The following is a 16,113-nucleotide window of genomic DNA, read 5'->3' as shown; positions in this document are numbered from 1 at the left end:
GTAATCTCCTATGACGCTAGCCTTACTTCAAATACGCATTCTTCGTCCCCTCGCCCGGTGCATCTGGGCTGCTTGATCTGAACGGACTCCCCGAAGTGAACGGCCGCACCCTCGATAAGTCCTTCGCCGAACCAGCACAGCTGTCGTTCCGACCTGTAGCTCATGATGAGTACATCATCGGACGACGTATCGAATCTGAAACTCGGCACATCGGCACCGGGATAGAGCCGCCTCACTTCGGGATGTATGATGTCGTTCAGTGTCAGCAGGAAGGTTCGAGCCGAGCTGTGTCTTTCGAAGAACACGGGATATCTGTCGGCGAAGATCGGCAGCGCCTCGCGCCCCAGCCAGCGAACAATTTCGTCTTCTGACATACCGAACATGGACGCCGCTTCGGCAACTATTTTCAGGAACTCGGCATCCGGGTAGTTGCCGAGCGACGTATACACTCCCTCAACACCTGCAGCGTTGATCAGGTCTTCCCATGCGGTCAGGCCGTACTTCTGCGAGACCACCTCATTGAAGAGATCAAAAACGACGCCCTTCATCGCATCTCATCCCCTTGCCCTGACGTCTCGACGGCAACCAAGTCCACGGATCCGAGGGTGCCGGCTTTCACGAGTGCCGCGATTGATTCTCGAATGCCACTTTGTGCGAAGACATCTTCATCGCTTATTACTGTGGCGTCTCCAGCAGCCGCATATTGAATGAGCGGAACCAGCATACGCCCGCCCGGACACCGGTGCGACTGGAGGGGAGGATGGCAGACCGGTCGCCATGGAGCGCTCTTGCCCCCGTACACCTTTGGCGCCGCGCGCGAGCCGGTACAGTGCGCCTTTAGGGCCTTTAGGGCGCGGCGCGCCTTCAGCCGGCGGCGGCCCCTTTCGATCCATCTCCCCAGACACCGACGGAGGACCGCTTCCCGCGAAGGGATATCTCTCCGACGAAGACGAGGTCGTCGGAATGCCTGCTCAGCATGGCGTAGGTTTCGTTTGAGATCAAAATCGCGTGCGGTACCTCTTTGGTCATTTGCTCAAGACGGGATGCGGTATTGGTGGTATCACCCACCGCCGCATACTCGAGGCGGCGTTCCGACCCTACTGTTCCGGACATCACCGGGCCACTGTTCAAGCCGATTCCGATTCTGAATCCCGTACCCAGGCCTTCGCGCTTCAGCCACGTATTGAAGTCCAGCAGGGCTTCCTGCGCCATCATGCGGGCCGCGGCCAGGGCGAGGTCGGCATGGCATTCCTCCTCGATCGGAGCCCCAAAAGCGGCCATAATCCCGTCGCCCATGTAGGACACCAGGGTACCGCCGTGATCGAGAATAACGTCACTCATGGAACCGAGATAGTAGTTCAGGGCATTGATCACGAGATCCGGCGAACTGTCCTCGGCCCAGGACGTGAACCCGCGCAAGTCTGCGAACATTATCGTTGCGACGCATTTTTCTCCCTTCAGCCTGAGATCCTCGCCGGCCTGCAGGAGCACTTTGTCGACTATAGCTGTGGGAACGAATCGCCCAAAGATGCTGCGGACCCTCTCCTGTTCCAGGTCGTGAATCCTCTTCCGGTTGAGGCTCGCATCCATCCTCGCCCGCAGCAGGATCTTGTTGGCTGGCTTCGGAATATAGTCGGTTGCTCCGAGGCCAATCGCTTTGACAACACTGTCTATATCTTCGATCGCCGAGATCATGATGACGGGAATGTGACGAGTCCTCGTATCCTGCTGGACGCGTTCCAGCACGCCGAAACCATCCATCTCGGGCATCTCGATGTCGAGGAGAATGACGTCGACGTCGTTCTCCGCCAAAAGATCACAAGCGACCCGCCCGTTTTTTGCCGCGAGTGTCAGATACCCCTCTCTTTCGACGAGCCTGATGAGGAACATCCTGTTAACGGGATCATCGTCCACCACTAGGACGCACGGGCGGTCCAATCTCATATCGAATCCTCCTTGCAAATGTCTCAGCACCCGGCAAGGGTCGGGGACTCAAGTCCCGGCGGACAGTCCGCCAGGTAACGCGCACCCGATATCTGCGCGTCGTCCAGGAACCAGGTGAATCGGCTTGGTGATCCTTACCCGCGTTGATTCCTCTCTGTCACCACCCAAAGTGGTGGCTGCCATTCCCATTATTCGCGGCCAATCCTCGTGGCGCCAGACCTGATGAGACCTTGGGAGCCCTTTTCAGGTGCAGGTCGTGCGGGTGAGGGTGGCGACGGTGACTGAGGACCTGCCCGCACTGTGTGTGGCCGTACTTGTGGTTACCGCTCACCTTCCGTGAGATGGAGGAGCTGATGCCGGAGCGCAGCGTGATCGCCTCCCAGGAGGCGGGCCGCCGATGGCGCCTGAAACTCGGCCAGGCCTACGGCGACAACCGCGGCCCGGTGACAGGTGGTACTTGGAGGAGGTCTTCATCATGATCAACGGTGACTGTAAGTACCTGGGAGGGCGCGGGCACAGCGGTAACCGTCCGCGTTCAGCGGCATCTCACCCCGCTTCAGACCCCGCCGCCACGTCATGACCGCTGGTCGGCACCGACTCGAAACGATTATCCGCCTCGCCATCTGTAACCACATCACCGAGCCGCCGGCCCGCCCGCGGCAGGCTGAACCAGGCCCGGAAGCGAGCCCCGGCACGCCCCGAGACGCCCCCTCCGGGATGCCGGACGCCGATCCGCACGGACTCCGGCGGCCGTACCCGCGAGTTCCTTGAACTGGCGCGCGGCGCGCGGTCGATGATGGTCCTACTCGGTGGGGACGGCCATCACCGACGGTATCCACCAGGTGGTGCCGAAGGTTCCGGCGCCGGCCTCGGCACCGGCCGTCGAGCCCGCCGGGGGCACCGCCGGTCGTTCGCCAGGAACGTCCCGGCCCCAGTGCCCAGTTGCGTGTCGCCGCATCCGCGCGGCCCGCGACACCGGCCTGCGGAACCTGCCCCCGGCCCCGGTTGTGGCACAGCTGGCAGGCAGGGCTCCCGCGTAGCACAATCGAAGTATGTTCAGCCGCTCAGGGCCCCAAAGGACATGGCATGAGCTACAAACCGATTGAGAACTACGGAGTAATCGGGGACATGCACACGGCGGCTCTGGTCGGCATGGACGGCTCGATAGACTGGTGCTGCCTTCCGAGATTCGACTCGCCAAGCGTCTTCGCCCGCCTGATCGATGATGAAAGGGGCGGGTACTTCAAGATCTCGCCGGTACTGTCGGGGCGCTGCCAGCAGATGTACATGCCCGACACCGCCGTTCTGATCACGCGCTTCCTGAGTGCGGAAGGCGTAGGCGAACTGGTCGACTTCATGCCCGTCAAACAGTCCGCCTCCCGCGTGACGTCGCACCAGATTGTGCGAGTCGCCAAGGCGGTTCGCGGTAACATACCTTTCCGCCTGGACTGCTTTCCCGCCCTTGATTTCGCGCGGCAGGACCACGAAATCAGCCAGGAGGGGCGCGGGGCCGTATTTCGCGGTGGCGAGATCTCCGTTGCTCTCACCAGCCGCTTTCCGCTGGCCACGGTGGGCTCCGGGGTCTCTGCCGAGTTCACGCTGCATGAGGGTGAGGAGGTGACGTTCCTGCTCCGCCAGGTGGAAAGCCTCGGCGGCGAGGCTGATCTCCTCGAGGCGCGCCTGACCGGCCAGGACCTCCTGCACCGCACTATCGACTACTGGAAGAGCTGGCTCGGCCAGTGCACTTATACCGGCCGATGGCGGGAGATGGTGCGGCGTTCGGTTCTCACGCTGAAGCTGCTGACACACGATCCCACCGGCGCTATCGTTGCGGCTCCGACCACCAGTATTCCCGAGGAGATAGGAGGGGAAAGGAACTGGGACTACAGGTTCACTTGGATCAGGGACGCCGCGCTGACCCTCCTCGCCTTTATGAAGCTGGGATTCACGGAGGAAACCATCCGCTTCATGGAGTGGCTCGAGGACCGCGCCAAAGAGACCGGCGAGGGTTACCCGCTGAAGCTCATGTATCGAATTGATGGCAATGCTCAACTCGATGAAATGACACTGGACCACCTGCAGGGCTACCGGGAATCACGGCCGGTACGCATCGGCAATGACGCCTCGAACCAGCTCCAGCTGGACATATACGGCGAGCTCCTCACTGCGATCGAGCTTTTTGATGCGCGCGTCTGCCATATATCTTATGACTTGTGGTGCCATCTCCAGCGAATGGTTTACTGGGTCGCCGACAACTGGCACCGTCCCGATGAAGGAATATGGGAGATCCGGGGCGAGAAGCAGCACTTCGTCTATTCGAAACTGCAGTGCTGGGCAGCCCTCGACCGGGCCCTGCGCATATCTTCCCGTCGTGGATTTCCACTCGACAGTGACCGCGTGAGGAGTCAGCGTGATGAGATATTTCAAACCATCATGCAGGAAGGCTACGACTCACAACGCAAGACCTTCGTTCAGTATCTCGGCTCAGATGCCGTGGACGCCAGCATTCTCGCCATGCCCATGATCGGTTTCATATCACCGAAAGACCCGCGGATGCTCGGCACACTTCAGAGCATCATGGAAGACCTTTCGTCGGACAGTCTCGTGTACAGGTACGAGGCGGACAAGGCCGCGGGTGACGGACTCCGCGGCGGCGAAGGGACCTTCAATATCTGCACGTTCTGGCTCGTCGAGGCCATGGCGCTGGCCGGGCAGGTGGAACCGGCCCGCTTCCTGTTCGAGAAGATGCTGACTCACGCCAACCACCTGGGGCTTTTCGCGGAGGAAACGTCCGCATATGGAGAAAGTATCGGAAATTACCCGCAGGCCCTCACCCATCTGAGTCTCATAAGTGCCGCGTGCACCCTTGACGAAGCCCTGGGGAGGGGAACGGTGTGATTCGAGAAAATCATTCAGCGGCCGGCGGATACCTCGACAGACCGGCCGAATACTGGATGTCCTTTGTTCGCAGCGACGATCCGACCGAACGACGGCTGGGCGTCTACGCGCTGGGAGAGATCGGTTCGGTCGAGGTCGTACCCGCGCTCGAAGCAGCGCTGCACGACTCTTTCAGCTTCGTACGGGTCTGGGCGGCGGCCGCTCTGGCCAGGGCAGCCTGCGACAAGCAGAAAGACGCGGTCCTCGCCCTCTCGGCAGAGAGCGCGGATTCCGCCGGCTTCGTTCGCAGCCTGGTGGCCTGGTCCCTCGGCCGCCTCAGCTATCAGCAGGGCGGGGAGGCGGCAGCCGTCCAGACGCTTCGAGTCCTGCTCGAGGACCCGGATGCCAGTGTTCGCGCCGAGGCCGATCTCGCCCTGCACCAGATTCTCCGCAGGGCCCGACGAATGGGTCTCGACGACTGACCACCGGCTCCTGGCGGGAGGCACCCGCCCGCACCGGTTTTCTTCCAGCCGGTACTGATCGCCCGGGCCCCGTAAAGCCGGTGGGCCCACGACGACACGCGTCCCGCCCCGTTCGGGTGACATTCCCCCTACGGCGGGTTCCCGCTTCCCTAGGGTGCGGTTGCACGTTGGCCTACGAAGGGATCGCTCCATGTACCGTACCGTCCGCACCCTCGCCGTCCTGCTGGCCGCCGTCGGCGCCGTCGCCGTTCCGGCCCAGGCCTTCGCCGACAGCCCGGCTGTGACCACCACGACCATCACGGTCATCGGTACCGGCAACCAGCTCGCCGGCGCCGACATCTTCAACACCGGTGGTGACAACGTGGTGGGCTCGTTCGACGGCAACGGGTACCAGACCCCCTGACCTCGCACCGCCCACAACTGCCGCACCGCCCGCACCGACCCCGGTGCGGGCGGTGCGGCACGTTCGGACCCCTGCGCTCCGGGGGCGGTCAGCCCGTAACGGCGTAGTCGAGCGCCGGCCGCCCAGCGACGTGCCCAGGAACGCGGCGCTCTTCACCTCCAACGAGGCCGGGGCGAACCAGGTCGACGGTGTCGAGTTCGATGTGAGTACCAAGAAGGAACTCCGCGCCCGGGCGCGCACGGCCGCCGTGGCCGCCGCCCGCGAGAAGGCGGCCCTGTATGCGGAGGCCGCCGATGTCCGGCCCGGCCCCGTCATCCACATCAAGGACGTGGACTCCGATCAGTTGCGGAACTCCTACCGCGGGCACCGCCAAGCCGGCGGGGCCGGGGGCGACCTCGCCCCCGGCAAGATCAGTGTCGCCGCGGGCGTGGTGATCGGTTTCTCGATCACCGGCGGCTGACAACACGCACAACAGAGGCCTGGTGCCCGGCCACGAGCGCGGCCGGGCACCAGGCCGCCTGTTTCCGGAGTGGAAGGACGACCGGACTGAGCGCCGGTCGTCGTTTCCGATGTTCCAGGCCCCGTGTCGGCCATGACAGCATTTGATCACGCCGTACCCGAACTGCCGCGCCGGCCTCAGGCGGTGGCCGTCGGAGCGGGCGAAGCCGCGCCGGTGGGCGGGGCCTGACAGGGCAGGGTGACGATGACGCCCACACCCTGGCCGGACTTCGCCCCGCCCACCGAAACGGTGTAGCGGTCGGGCTCGTGGACGGCCTCGAAGTCCCAGGTGGGCGAGGTGGACCGGGTGGCCGAAGCGGACTCGTTCGAGGTGATCTTGAAGCCCTCGCCCGCGAGCTTCTCCCGCAGTGCCCGGAGCACATCAGGACGCTGGTCGTCCGTGGCCTTCAACTGGATCGCCGAGCTGAGCCGGCGGCAGTTGGATACCCGGCCTCACCGGTATCGAGCCCCTACTCGGTCGGCCGCCGCACTCCCGGCGGGCCGGCGGCGGGGCGTACCCCGCGGCGCGGGCCGCCGGGGTCCTCCGGGCCCTCAGGTCTCGCGCTGCGGGTGGTACTCCGCCTCCGTCAGGCCGAAGGTCCAGGCCACCCCGGCCCGGGCGGTGCGGGTGCCGGGCGGGACGCGCAGCCAGTAGGTGCGGAAGGTGCCGTCGGGCTCGGCGGTGGAGTTCACCACCTCGACCATCACCACCGGCTCGTCGGCCGGCAGCTGGATCCGCCAGAGCACCCCGGTCTCGTCCCGGTGCAACGGCTCGGCGCCGGAGTCCGCCAGGTAGCGCTCGTAGCCGTAGTGCTCCAGCAGGACGCGGCGCAGCTCGGCGTTCTCCTCGGTGCGGATCCGCTCGACGGTGACGGTGCCGAGGCCGGCCAGGAAGCCGGGCGGGACGGGCATGCCGCGCCAGGCGTGCAGCGCGAAGCCATCGGCGTACTCCAGGGCCGGGCCGTCGGCGCGGTCGAGCCGGCCCGCCTCGTCCCGGTGCAGGGCGACGGGCCGCTCGCTGACCAGGGCCACGCCCTCGTACGGCCACCACCAGCCGGCCTCGCGCGCGACCCGGGCGAGCGCGTCGATCCCGTCGGCCTTCTCGGCACCCCCGTCGGCCTCCTCAGCGCTGTCGGCCGCGCCGGTCGGCTCCCCCGCCGCCTCGAAGGCGGCGAACCACGGCGCGTCGTGCTGGCCCCGGACGGCGTCCAGCAGGGCGAGCCGGACGGCCGTGCGGCGGGCGCGGGCGGCCTCGACGACGTCCTGCGGATCCTCCTCCGCATCGGCCTCCGGGGCGAGCCGGTCGAGGACGGCGTCGCGGACCCGCCCGGCCAGGGAGTTGGTCACCGGGCCGAGTTCCCCGCCGGTGAGCGCCCAGAGCGGCGCCCAGCCGGCCGGGCCGACCCGCTCGACGGCCCGGCGGCGGGCCTCCTCCCACGGCCGGGTGCGGACGGCCTCACGGACGCTCACCGCGCCGCCGGCCCGCAGCTCCAGCGCGGCCTCCGCCGCCGCCCGCGGCGAGCCGAACCAGCGGACGACCGCCGGCTCCGCCAGTCCGGCCGCCCGGTAGGCGGCGCGCAGCGCGCGCTCGACCCCGGCCCGGTCGGCCGGCCCGGTGGCCGCCGCGCTCGCCCGCCAGCGGGCCGTCACCGCACCGGGCCCGACCGTCTGCTCCGTCACCATCACGCACTCCGCTCCCGGCCGGGAGCCCTGCCCGGCCACTGGTACTCGATCTGTTCAACTGCTCGATCCGTTCGACGCCGCCGCACCATCCGCGCGGCGGCGGCCCCGCTGTGAACCGCCGCCGGGGCCTCAGTCGGCGACGACGCGGACCGCGCCCGGCATGTACTCGCGCTGGCGCACCACCCGGTACCAGCCCCTGGGCAGCGGTATCGCCGCGTGCTCCTCGTGCACCACCCGGCCGCCCTCGGGCAGGTGCAGCCAGGCCGCACCGAACGGCCCGGCCTCCCTGCGCAGTTCGCCCGGGCCGACCACGGCGTGGGCGTGGCCGGTGACCTCGCCGAGCGCGAGGACCATCCGGCCCCGTCCGTCCCTCGGCTGCGCGGCCAGCGCGCCCACCCGCGGCGGCACCGCGGCCTCCTCGACCGGCGCGATCAGCACATCACCCTGGCGGTACATCAGCCCTCCTGACCGGTCCGGCGGGCGCCGGACCTCTCACGCCCCGAAACGTAGAGGAGGGGTCCGACAACGCGCCCGGGCGACGCCCCAGCCACCGGATTGTCGGACCTGGCTGGTAGACATTTGTTCGGCCCCAACCCCCGAGGAGCAGCGCATGACGGTCAGCAGGCACATCGAAGAGTTCCACGGCCTCCCGGTCTTCGACTTCGTCCAGGCCGTGGAGAAGGGCGCCCAACTGCCGGACGCGGCAGCGGTCGCCTGGAAGATCGGCCTGGAGTACGAGTCCCCGCGGACGTTCACCGAGTGCTGGCAGCAGTTCCTCGACACGGTCGAGGCGGACCGGGTGAGCGCCGTGGTGATCGGCCTCTGGTCGCAGGAGGAGCCGGACAGCTTCACCGAGCCGCTGCGGGCGATCGTCGGCGCGGCCGGGCGTCTCCCGGCGCTGCGCGCGCTCTTCGTCGGCGACATCACCTTCGAGGAGTGCGAGATCTCCTGGCTCCAGCTGGTGGACGTGACCCCGCTGCTGACGTCGTTCCCGCAGCTGACCGAGCTGGTGGTGCGCGGCTCCGGCGAGGACTGGGAGGGCGGGAGCGGCCTGGCGCTCCAGCAGGTCCGGCACGAGCGGCTGCGCGCACTGCGCTTCGAGTCGGGCGGCCTGCCGGTCTCCGTGGTGCGCTCGGTCGCCGCGTGCGACTTCCCCGCCCTCGAAAGCCTGGCGCTCTGGCTCGGGGTGGACCAGTACGGCGGTGACGCCGCCCTCGACGACCTCACGCCCTTCCTGGACGGGTCGCGCTTCCCGGCGCTGCGCCACCTCGGCCTGCAGAACAGCGAGTTCCAGGACGCCATCGCCGCCGCCGTGGCCCACGCCCCGGTCGTCGCCCGGCTCGAAGCACTGACCCTCTCCATGGGCGTGCTCACCGACGAGGGCGCCACCGCGCTGCTGGAGGGCCAGCCGCTCACCCACCTGCGCGCGCTCGACCTGCACCACCACTACCTCTCCGACGCGATGCAGGAGCGGCTCCGCCAGGCCCTGCCCGGCGTGGCGCTCGACCTCTCCGAGGCCGGGAAGCCGGACGACCAGTGGCGCTACGTCGCCGTCGCCGAGTAGCGGCGCCGGCAGCACGCGAGCCACCGGACCAGCACGCAACACCCAGCACCAGCACTCCCACCACCGACCGGCAGAGCGCCGCAGGAGCATCCGTGTCCGTCAACCACCCCGAGCAGTTCCACGGGCTGCCCGTCTTCGAGTTCCCCATCGGCCCCGACGCCTCCCGGAAGCAGCCCGCCCCGGGCGCCGTCGCCTGGCGGCTCTCGGTGGACTACGGCTCGGGCACCGACTTCGACGAGCGCTGGCAGGCGTTCCTCGCCGCGATCGACCCGGCCGGGGTGCGGGCCCTGATAGTCGGCCCCTGGTGGGCCGAGGACTACGGACCGGTGGACGACACGCTCGCCGCGATCGTCCGGGACGCCGGGCGCTTCCCGGCGCTGGAGGCGCTGTTCATCGCCGATGTGGCGTCCGACGAGTGCGAGATCTCCTGGCTGGAGATGTGCGACGTCACGCCGGTGCTGACGGCGTTCCCCCGGCTGACCGAGCTGGTCGTGCGCGGCGGCGGGGGCCTGGAGCTGAAGCCCGTCCGGCACGACCGGCTGACCGCCCTGCGCTTCGAGGCCGGCGGCCTGCCGGCCACCGTGGTGCGGGCGGTGGCCGGCTCCGAACTCCCGGCGCTGGAGCGGCTGGAGCTCTGGCTCGGCGTGGACGAGTACGGCGGCGACAGCACCATCGACGACCTCGCGCCGTTCCTGGACGGGTCGCGCCTCCCGGCGCTGCGCCACCTCGCCCTGGCCAACAGCGAGTTCGAGGACGAGATCGCCGCCGCCGTGGCCCACGCGCCGGTCGTCGCCCGGCTGGAATCGCTCGACCTGTCGATGGGCGTGCTCACCGACGAGGGCGCCACCGCGCTGCTGGAGGGCCAGCCGCTCACCCACCTGCGCGCGCTCGACCTGCACCACCACTACCTCTCCGACGAGTTCCAGGAGCGGCTCCGCCAGAGCCTGCCCGGTGTGGCGCTCGACCTCTCCGACGCCGAGGCCGAGTACGAGGACGATCCCGAGGACCGCTATGTCGCGGTCGCCGAATAGGCGGGTGGCGTTCGGATGACCACGCGGCTGACCGTCCTCGGCAATCCGGGCCACCGGCGGGTGACGCTGTTCGCCGCCGCGGCCCGGGCCGCCGGCCTGCCGGAGCCCTCCGTACTGCCCTGGCTCGACCTGCTGCGCGGCGAGTACCGGCTGCCCGACGGCGCTCTGCTGCGGATCGAGTCGCCCGGCGAGGAGCCCGCGGTCGACGAGCTGCTGCGCGGGCCGGCGCTCGGCCCGGGCTACGCGCCGACCAGGGTGGAGGGCGGGGCCGCCTGGTACGCCGGGGTGATGACCGCCCTGCGCGGGCTGGCCCGGGTGCCGGGGGTACGGCTGCTCGGCGATCCGGAGGAGATCGCCGTGATGTTCGACAAGCGGCGGGCGCACACGGTGCTGGCCGCCGCCGGGGTGCCGGTGCCCCGCGCGCTCGACACGCTCGGCGCGGACGTCACCGGCTGGGAGGAGCTGCGCGAGCGGCTGCGCGCCGCCGGACTGCGCCGGGTCTTCGTCAAGCCCGCGCACGGTTCCTCCGCCTCGGGGGTGGTGGCGCTGGAGTTCGGCCCGCGCGGGCAGGTCCTGGCCACCACCTCGGTCGAGCTGGCGGGCGGGCAGTTGCACAACTCGCTGCGGGTCCGGCGCTACCGGGACGAGCGGCAGGTCGCCGGGCTGGTCGACCGGCTGGCGCCGGACCGGCTGCACGTCGAGCAGTGGATCCCGAAGGCCTCGCAGTCCGGCCGCTCGGCGGACCTGCGGGTGGTGGTGGTCGCCGGACGGGCCACCCACGCGGTGGTGCGGACCAGTTCCCAGCCGATGACCAATCTGCACCTCGGCGGCGCCCGGGGCAGCCTCGACCTGGCCCGGGAGGCCGCCGGGGCCGCCTGGCCGGCCCTGCTGGAGACGGCGGAGCGGGCGGCCGCCTGCTTCCCGGACTCCCCGATGGTCGGCGTGGACGTGCTGCCCGCCTCGGGCTGGCGGCGGGCGCTGGTCTGCGAGGTCAACGCCTTCGGCGACCTGCTGCCCAACCTCACCGGACTGCCCGGCGGCCCGGCCGAGGGCCTCGACACCTACGGCGCCCAGCTCGCCGCCCTCCTGGCACGACCCGACGCCCGGACCGGACCACCCGGCCTGCGGCCGGACACCCGCCCGGCACCGACGAACCACCAGATCATGGAACCGACCCGATGAACCAGCACACACCCCACCGGACCACCGACCGGACGCCCGACCCGGCGAACCGCCCCGCCCCCGACATGAACGCCGTCGTGGGCAGCCACGACCTGCTCCTCGTCACCCTGGACACGCTGCGCTTCGACGTCGCGGAGGAACTGGCCGCCGCCGGGCGGATCCCGAACCTCGCCGCGTTCCTGCCCGGCGGCCGCTGGGAGCGCCGGCACTCGCCCGGCAGCTTCACCTACGCCTCCCACCAGGCGATCCTGGCCGGTTTCCTGCCCACCCCGGCCTCTCCGGACGGACCGCACCCGCGTCTGTTCGCCGCCCGCTTCGCCGGGTCGGAGAGCACCGCGCCGCGCACCTGGGTCTTCGACGCGCCCGATCTGCCGGGGGCGCTCGCCACGGCCGGGTACCGGACGGTCTGCATCGGCGGCGTCGGTTTCTTCAACAAGCAGGGACCGCTGGGCTCCGTCCTGCCCGGCCTCTTCCAGGAGAGCCACTGGGAGCCCGCGATGGGTGTCCCCTCCCCCACCTCGTTCGAGGCGCAGGTCGCCCGGGCCGAACAGGTCGCCGCCGAACAGCCGGACGGACAGCCGCTCTTCCTCTTCCTGAACGTCTCGGCGCTGCACCAGCCCAACTGGTTCCACCTGCCCGGCGCCGACCGCGAGCACGGAGACTCCCGGGAGAGCCACGCCGCCGCCCTGGAGTACGTGGACGCCCACATCGGCCGGCTGTTCGCGGCGATGAGCGCCCGCCGCCCGTGCTTCGCGATCGTCTGCTCCGACCACGGCACCGCGTACGGCGAGGACGGCTACACCGGCCACCGGATCGGCCACGAGGTGGTCTGGACGGTCCCGTACGCGCACTTCACCATCCCCGCCCGCCCGACGGCCACCGCCGAGGAGACCTCATGACCACGGCACCGGCGCCGACCGGCCACCCACTCGACCCGACGACCGCGCGGCCACCCGGCCTGACGGCTGACCGGGCGGCCGAGCAGTCGCCCTACCAGTCCTACGTCTACGCCTACCCGCACAAGACCGCGTACCGGCCGCTGCCGGACCGCCCGGCGCTGCGCGAGCTGTGGGCCGGCGAGCCGCAGCACGCGCTCTCGCTCTACCTGCACATCCCGTTCTGCGAGGTGCGCTGCGGCTTCTGCAACCTGTTCACCCGGATCGGCAGCCCCGAGGGCCTGACCACCGCCTACCTGGACGCGCTGGACCGCCAGGCCGGCGCCGTCCGCGAGGCCCTGGCCGACGACGCCCGGTTCGCCCTGGCCGCGTTCGGCGGCGGCACGCCGACCTATCTGACGGCCGCCGAGCTGGAGCGGCTCTGCGACATCGCCGAGCGGCGGATGGGCGCCGACCTACGGGCGATACCGCTCTCCGTGGAGGCCTCCCCCGCCACCGCCACCACCGACCGCCTGGAGGTCCTGGCCGCCCGGGGCACCACGCGGCTGAGCCTGGGCGTGCAGTCCTTCGTCGACGCGGAGGCCCGCTCGGCCGTCCGCCCGCAGAAGCGCGCCGACGTCGAGGCCGCCCTCGGGCGGATCCGCGCGGCCGGCTTCCCGGTTCTCAACATCGACCTCATCTACGGCATCGACGGCCAGGACGAGGCCGGCTGGCTCCGCTCACTGGACGCCGCACTCGCCTGGCAGCCCGAGGAGCTGTACCTCTACCCGCTGTACGTCCGGCCGCTGACCGGCCTGGCCCGGCGCGGCGAGCAGGAGAGCCGGACCGCCTGGGACACCCGTCGGCTCGCCCTCTACCGCACCGGCCGCGACCACCTGCTCGCCCACGGCTACCAGCAGGTGTCGATGCGGATGTTCCGCCGCGCGGCCTCCCCGCAGGCCGGGAGCGGCGAGTACGCCTGCCAGACGGACGGCATGGTCGGCCTCGGCTGCGGAGCCCGCTCCTACACCTCGCGGCTGCACTACTCCTTCGACTACGCGGTGAACGCCACCGAGGTGCGCGGCATCATCGACGACTACGTGGCCACCGAGGACTTCGGACGGGCCGAGGTCGGCCGGTCCATGACCGCCGAGGAGGCGCGTCGGCGGCATCTCGTCCAGTCGCTGCTCCAGGCCGAGGGCATGCCGCTGGCCGAGTACCGGGCCCGCTTCGGCGGCACGCCGGCCGAGGACTTCCCGGCCGAGCTGGCCGCGTTCGGGGCCCGTGGCTGGCTGGCGGACGACCCGTTGCGGCTGATGTTCTCGCCGGAGGGGCTGGCGCACTCGGACGCGGCCGGTCCGATGCTGTTCTCGCCCGAGGTCCGGGCGCTGATGGCCGACTACGAGGTGAAATGACCTTCCTCGGCATGCCCACCACCGCACCGGAGCCCGGCACCGAGGCCGGTACCGGCACCGGCCTCGATCTGACCCTGCTCTACCGGGGCCCGCTGTCCTCCTGCGACTACGACTGCCCGTACTGCCCGTTCGCCAAGCGACGTGACACGCCAGGGCAACTGCGCGCCGACCGCGCCGCGCTGGAACGGTTCACCGGGTGGGCCGCGGAGCGCGCGGGGACCGGCGACACCCTGTCGCTGCTGTTCACGCCGTGGGGCGAGGGGCTGGTGCGGTCCTGGTACCGGCGGGCGCTGGCCGAGCTGAGCCGCCTGCCGCACATCCGGCGAGTGGCGATCCAGACCAACCTCAGCTGCCGCACCGACTGGCTGGCCGAGGCCGACCTCGCCACCCTGGCGCTCTGGGTGACGTACCACCCCGGGCAGGTCGGGCACGACCGCTTCCTCGCCAAGTGCCGCGAACTCGACGCCCTGGGAGTGCGGTACAGCGTCGGCGTGGTCGGGCAGCCGGAGCACCTGGCCGAGGCCCGCCGGCTCCGCGCCGCGCTCGCCCCGGCCGTCTACCTGTGGATCAACGCCGCCGAGGGCCGGACCTACACCGACGCCGAGGCCGCCGACTGGACGGCCCTGGACCCGCACTTCGGCTACAGCCGGCACGCCCACCCCAGCGCGGGCCTGCCCTGCCGCACCGGCGAGTCCGTGCTCTCGGTGGACGGCGACGGTACCGTCCGCCGCTGCCACTTCGTCCGCGACGAACTGGGAAATCTCTACGACGGCTCGTACCGCACCCAACTGCGCGCCCGCGGCTGCCCGTTGCCGGTCTGCGACTGCCACATCGGCTATGTGCACCTGGAGACGCTGCCGCTGTACGACGTCTTCGCGGGCGGCGTGCTGGAACGAGTGCCGCACGGCTGGTGAAAACCCGTTCGCGCCCTCACCCGGTGGCGGCCCGGGAAGGCCCTGGAAGGCCCGGGGCGGTCAGTGCTGGACGGTCGTCGAGAGCGAGAAGTCGGCGAAGTACGCGTGCTGGGTGCTCGTCGGGCCCCAGGTGGTGTCGTGGCCGCCGTAGAAGGTCGAGAAGAACACCCCGCCGAACGGGACGGACACTTCCCGTCCGGCTCACACTTCGCCGGATCGTGCGGCGGGACACCCCTGACCCTCGTCAAGCAGTACATCGAGAACCAGCAGCGCCCCGCCCGACCGTCACCACGGAGGCGCAGAACCCTCCGCCGCTTCGCGCCCCCGGTCCAAGGACGGCCTTCACCCCAGCCCGAAGGGCGGAACACTGGCCAAGATCAGAAGTAGACCTCACCGTTGTCCGGCGCGGAGGAGTTGCCCCGCCACATGTACCGGGTGGACCAGCCGTTCCCGTGGTTGCCGCCGGACTCGTCGCCGATGGTGCCGCCGTACAGGCCGGGCAGCTTGCCGGCCTTGCCCCAGTCCTGCCCGGCGGGGAACTTGAGGGAGTACTTCAGGTCGAGGGTCGCGGACTTGGCCAGACCGGCCAGGCCCAGGGCCTTGAGGCCGGTGTAGAACTGCCCGCCGCCGGGATTCGGGCAGTCCGTGCACGAGCTGGCGGACGAACCGGCGCCGTACGTCACCCGGAGCGCGGAGCCGTCGCCCGGCCCGCCCGGGGAGGTGACGGCGCTCAGCTGCGCACCGCCCCAGGACCCGGCGGCGGCGGTACCCCGGACGGCCCGCCAGGCCGCGGTGCCGTACCCCGTGAACTGCCCGCTCCAGGCCGGAGCGCCGGCGCGCGCCGCACCTGCCGTACCGGTGGTCAGCGGGGTGGCGGCCAGAACGGCCGAGGCGGCGAGCCCGGTTCGGCGGCGCGGCCCGGGTGTCCGGCGCGACGTCATGTTCGTTCTCCTGCAAGGCGCAACGCATTACCGTCAGTTAGTGGGTTTCCTGACTTTCCGCCACTGTCAAGAAGCCTGGGGCCTTGCATCACAGACCGGAACCCGATCCGGCGTACAAGCCGGGGCGTGAGCAGCCGATACATGTGCGCCGTATGCACCGAGCGCCCCCTCCTTCGCCCTTGCCGAATCTGTTGGTCGGGCGCTCACTGACTGATCGTTTCAGAATGAGGTTCGGAGCTTTCGCAGGCAGATGATGCTGCAGGCGAGTTGGAGCAGGCCGAGGTGGAGGTCGGCGCGTATCTCG

17 protein-coding genes are annotated in these 16,113 nt (G+C 69.9%); 10 read left to right on the top strand and 7 right to left on the bottom strand.

Going from position 1 to position 16,113, the window contains the following annotated elements:
• Positions 1-8: 8 nt before the first annotated feature.
• Together ACIP82_RS32705 and ACIP82_RS32700 are read right to left on the bottom strand one after the other, a co-directional pair.
• Positions 9-548, bottom strand: coding sequence for a heme NO-binding domain-containing protein (locus ACIP82_RS32705; RefSeq protein ID WP_400658753.1), 540 nt, complete (start codon positions 546-548; stop codon positions 9-11).
• A gap of 316 nt (positions 549-864) precedes the next feature.
• The gene (locus tag ACIP82_RS32700; RefSeq protein ID WP_363607643.1) at positions 865-1,944 is read right to left on the bottom strand and encodes a response regulator; all 1,080 of its coding nucleotides are present in this window, start codon (positions 1,942-1,944) and stop codon (positions 865-867) included.
• A gap of 1,086 nt (positions 1,945-3,030) precedes the next feature.
• Here ACIP82_RS32700 and ACIP82_RS32695 point away from each other — a divergent pair.
• From ACIP82_RS32695 to ACIP82_RS32680, 4 genes are all read left to right on the top strand, one after another.
• The gene (locus tag ACIP82_RS32695) at positions 3,031-4,842 is read left to right on the top strand and encodes a glycoside hydrolase family 15 protein (protein WP_363607644.1); all 1,812 of its coding nucleotides are present in this window, start codon (positions 3,031-3,033) and stop codon (positions 4,840-4,842) included.
• Complete coding sequence (locus ACIP82_RS32690; RefSeq protein ID WP_400658751.1) at positions 4,839-5,303, top strand: HEAT repeat domain-containing protein; 465 nt, start codon at positions 4,839-4,841, stop codon at positions 5,301-5,303. The genes ACIP82_RS32695 and ACIP82_RS32690 overlap by 4 nt, the downstream gene beginning before the upstream one ends.
• A 190-nt stretch (positions 5,304-5,493) precedes the next feature.
• Entirely contained in the window at positions 5,494-5,706 is a 213-nt protein-coding gene (locus ACIP82_RS32685) for a hypothetical protein (protein ID WP_363607646.1), read from the top strand.
• Positions 5,707-5,836: 130 nt separating this feature from the next.
• Positions 5,837-6,166, top strand: a complete 330-nt coding sequence (locus ACIP82_RS32680; RefSeq protein WP_400658748.1) for an SIMPL domain-containing protein — start codon at positions 5,837-5,839, stop codon at positions 6,164-6,166.
• A 176-nt stretch (positions 6,167-6,342) separates the two neighbouring features.
• Here ACIP82_RS32680 and ACIP82_RS32675 read toward each other — a convergent pair whose 3' ends face one another.
• The 3 genes from ACIP82_RS32675 to ACIP82_RS32665 all read right to left on the bottom strand — a co-directional run bounded on the left by ACIP82_RS32675 (position 6,343) and on the right by ACIP82_RS32665 (position 8,343).
• Positions 6,343-6,585 carry a hypothetical protein gene (locus tag ACIP82_RS32675; RefSeq protein WP_363607648.1) on the bottom strand — a complete coding sequence of 81 codons (243 nt, stop codon included), beginning with the start codon at positions 6,583-6,585 and terminating at the stop codon, positions 6,343-6,345.
• A gap of 171 nt (positions 6,586-6,756) precedes the next feature.
• Positions 6,757-7,887, bottom strand: coding sequence for a DUF6745 domain-containing protein (locus tag ACIP82_RS32670; RefSeq protein ID WP_400658746.1), 1,131 nt, complete (start codon positions 7,885-7,887; stop codon positions 6,757-6,759).
• Between the two features lie 129 nt (positions 7,888-8,016).
• Positions 8,017-8,343 (bottom strand): hypothetical protein, encoded by a 327-nt coding sequence (locus ACIP82_RS32665; RefSeq protein WP_363607650.1) that lies wholly within the window; start codon positions 8,341-8,343, stop codon positions 8,017-8,019.
• Positions 8,344-8,497: 154 nt separating this feature from the next.
• Between ACIP82_RS32665 and ACIP82_RS32660 the strand changes: the two genes are divergently transcribed.
• The 6 genes from ACIP82_RS32660 to ACIP82_RS32635 all read left to right on the top strand — a co-directional run bounded on the left by ACIP82_RS32660 (position 8,498) and on the right by ACIP82_RS32635 (position 14,868).
• Positions 8,498-9,451 (top strand): STM4015 family protein, encoded by a 954-nt coding sequence (locus ACIP82_RS32660; protein ID WP_400658743.1) that lies wholly within the window; start codon positions 8,498-8,500, stop codon positions 9,449-9,451.
• 92 nt (positions 9,452-9,543) lie between these two features.
• Positions 9,544-10,482, top strand: a complete 939-nt coding sequence (locus ACIP82_RS32655) for an STM4015 family protein (RefSeq protein WP_400658741.1) — start codon at positions 9,544-9,546, stop codon at positions 10,480-10,482.
• A gap of 15 nt (positions 10,483-10,497) precedes the next feature.
• Positions 10,498-11,664, top strand: a complete 1,167-nt coding sequence (locus ACIP82_RS32650) for an STM4014 family protein (RefSeq protein ID WP_400658739.1) — start codon at positions 10,498-10,500, stop codon at positions 11,662-11,664.
• Between the two features lie 65 nt (positions 11,665-11,729).
• Positions 11,730-12,563 (top strand): STM4013/SEN3800 family hydrolase, encoded by an 834-nt coding sequence (locus ACIP82_RS32645; RefSeq protein ID WP_400658804.1) that lies wholly within the window; start codon positions 11,730-11,732, stop codon positions 12,561-12,563.
• Positions 12,560-13,954 carry an STM4012 family radical SAM protein gene (locus tag ACIP82_RS32640; protein ID WP_400658737.1) on the top strand — a complete coding sequence of 465 codons (1,395 nt, stop codon included), beginning with the start codon at positions 12,560-12,562 and terminating at the stop codon, positions 13,952-13,954. Before ACIP82_RS32645 ends, ACIP82_RS32640 begins: the two co-directional genes overlap by 4 nt.
• 11 nt (positions 13,955-13,965) lie before the next feature.
• A complete protein-coding gene (locus tag ACIP82_RS32635) occupies positions 13,966-14,868 on the top strand; it encodes an STM4011 family radical SAM protein (RefSeq protein WP_400658735.1) in 903 nt (300 codons plus the stop codon).
• Positions 14,869-14,928: 60 nt separating this feature from the next.
• On the opposite strand, the gene ACIP82_RS32630 is transcribed toward ACIP82_RS32635, so the two are convergent.
• Together ACIP82_RS32630 and ACIP82_RS32625 are read right to left on the bottom strand one after the other, a co-directional pair.
• On the bottom strand, positions 14,929-15,057 hold the full coding sequence (locus ACIP82_RS32630) for a polysaccharide lyase (RefSeq protein WP_400658733.1): 129 nt from the start codon (positions 15,055-15,057) through the stop codon (positions 14,929-14,931).
• Positions 15,058-15,245: 188 nt separating this feature from the next.
• The gene (locus tag ACIP82_RS32625) at positions 15,246-15,809 is read right to left on the bottom strand and encodes a polysaccharide lyase (protein WP_400658731.1); all 564 of its coding nucleotides are present in this window, start codon (positions 15,807-15,809) and stop codon (positions 15,246-15,248) included.
• Positions 15,810-16,113 lie beyond the last annotated feature (304 nt).

Source organism: Kitasatospora sp. NPDC088548 (assembly GCF_044753005.1).
GTDB lineage: Bacteria > Actinomycetota > Actinomycetes > Streptomycetales > Streptomycetaceae > Kitasatospora.
The sequence above is the reverse complement of the archived record's forward strand: the minus strand, read 5'-3'. Positions and strand labels throughout refer to the sequence as shown.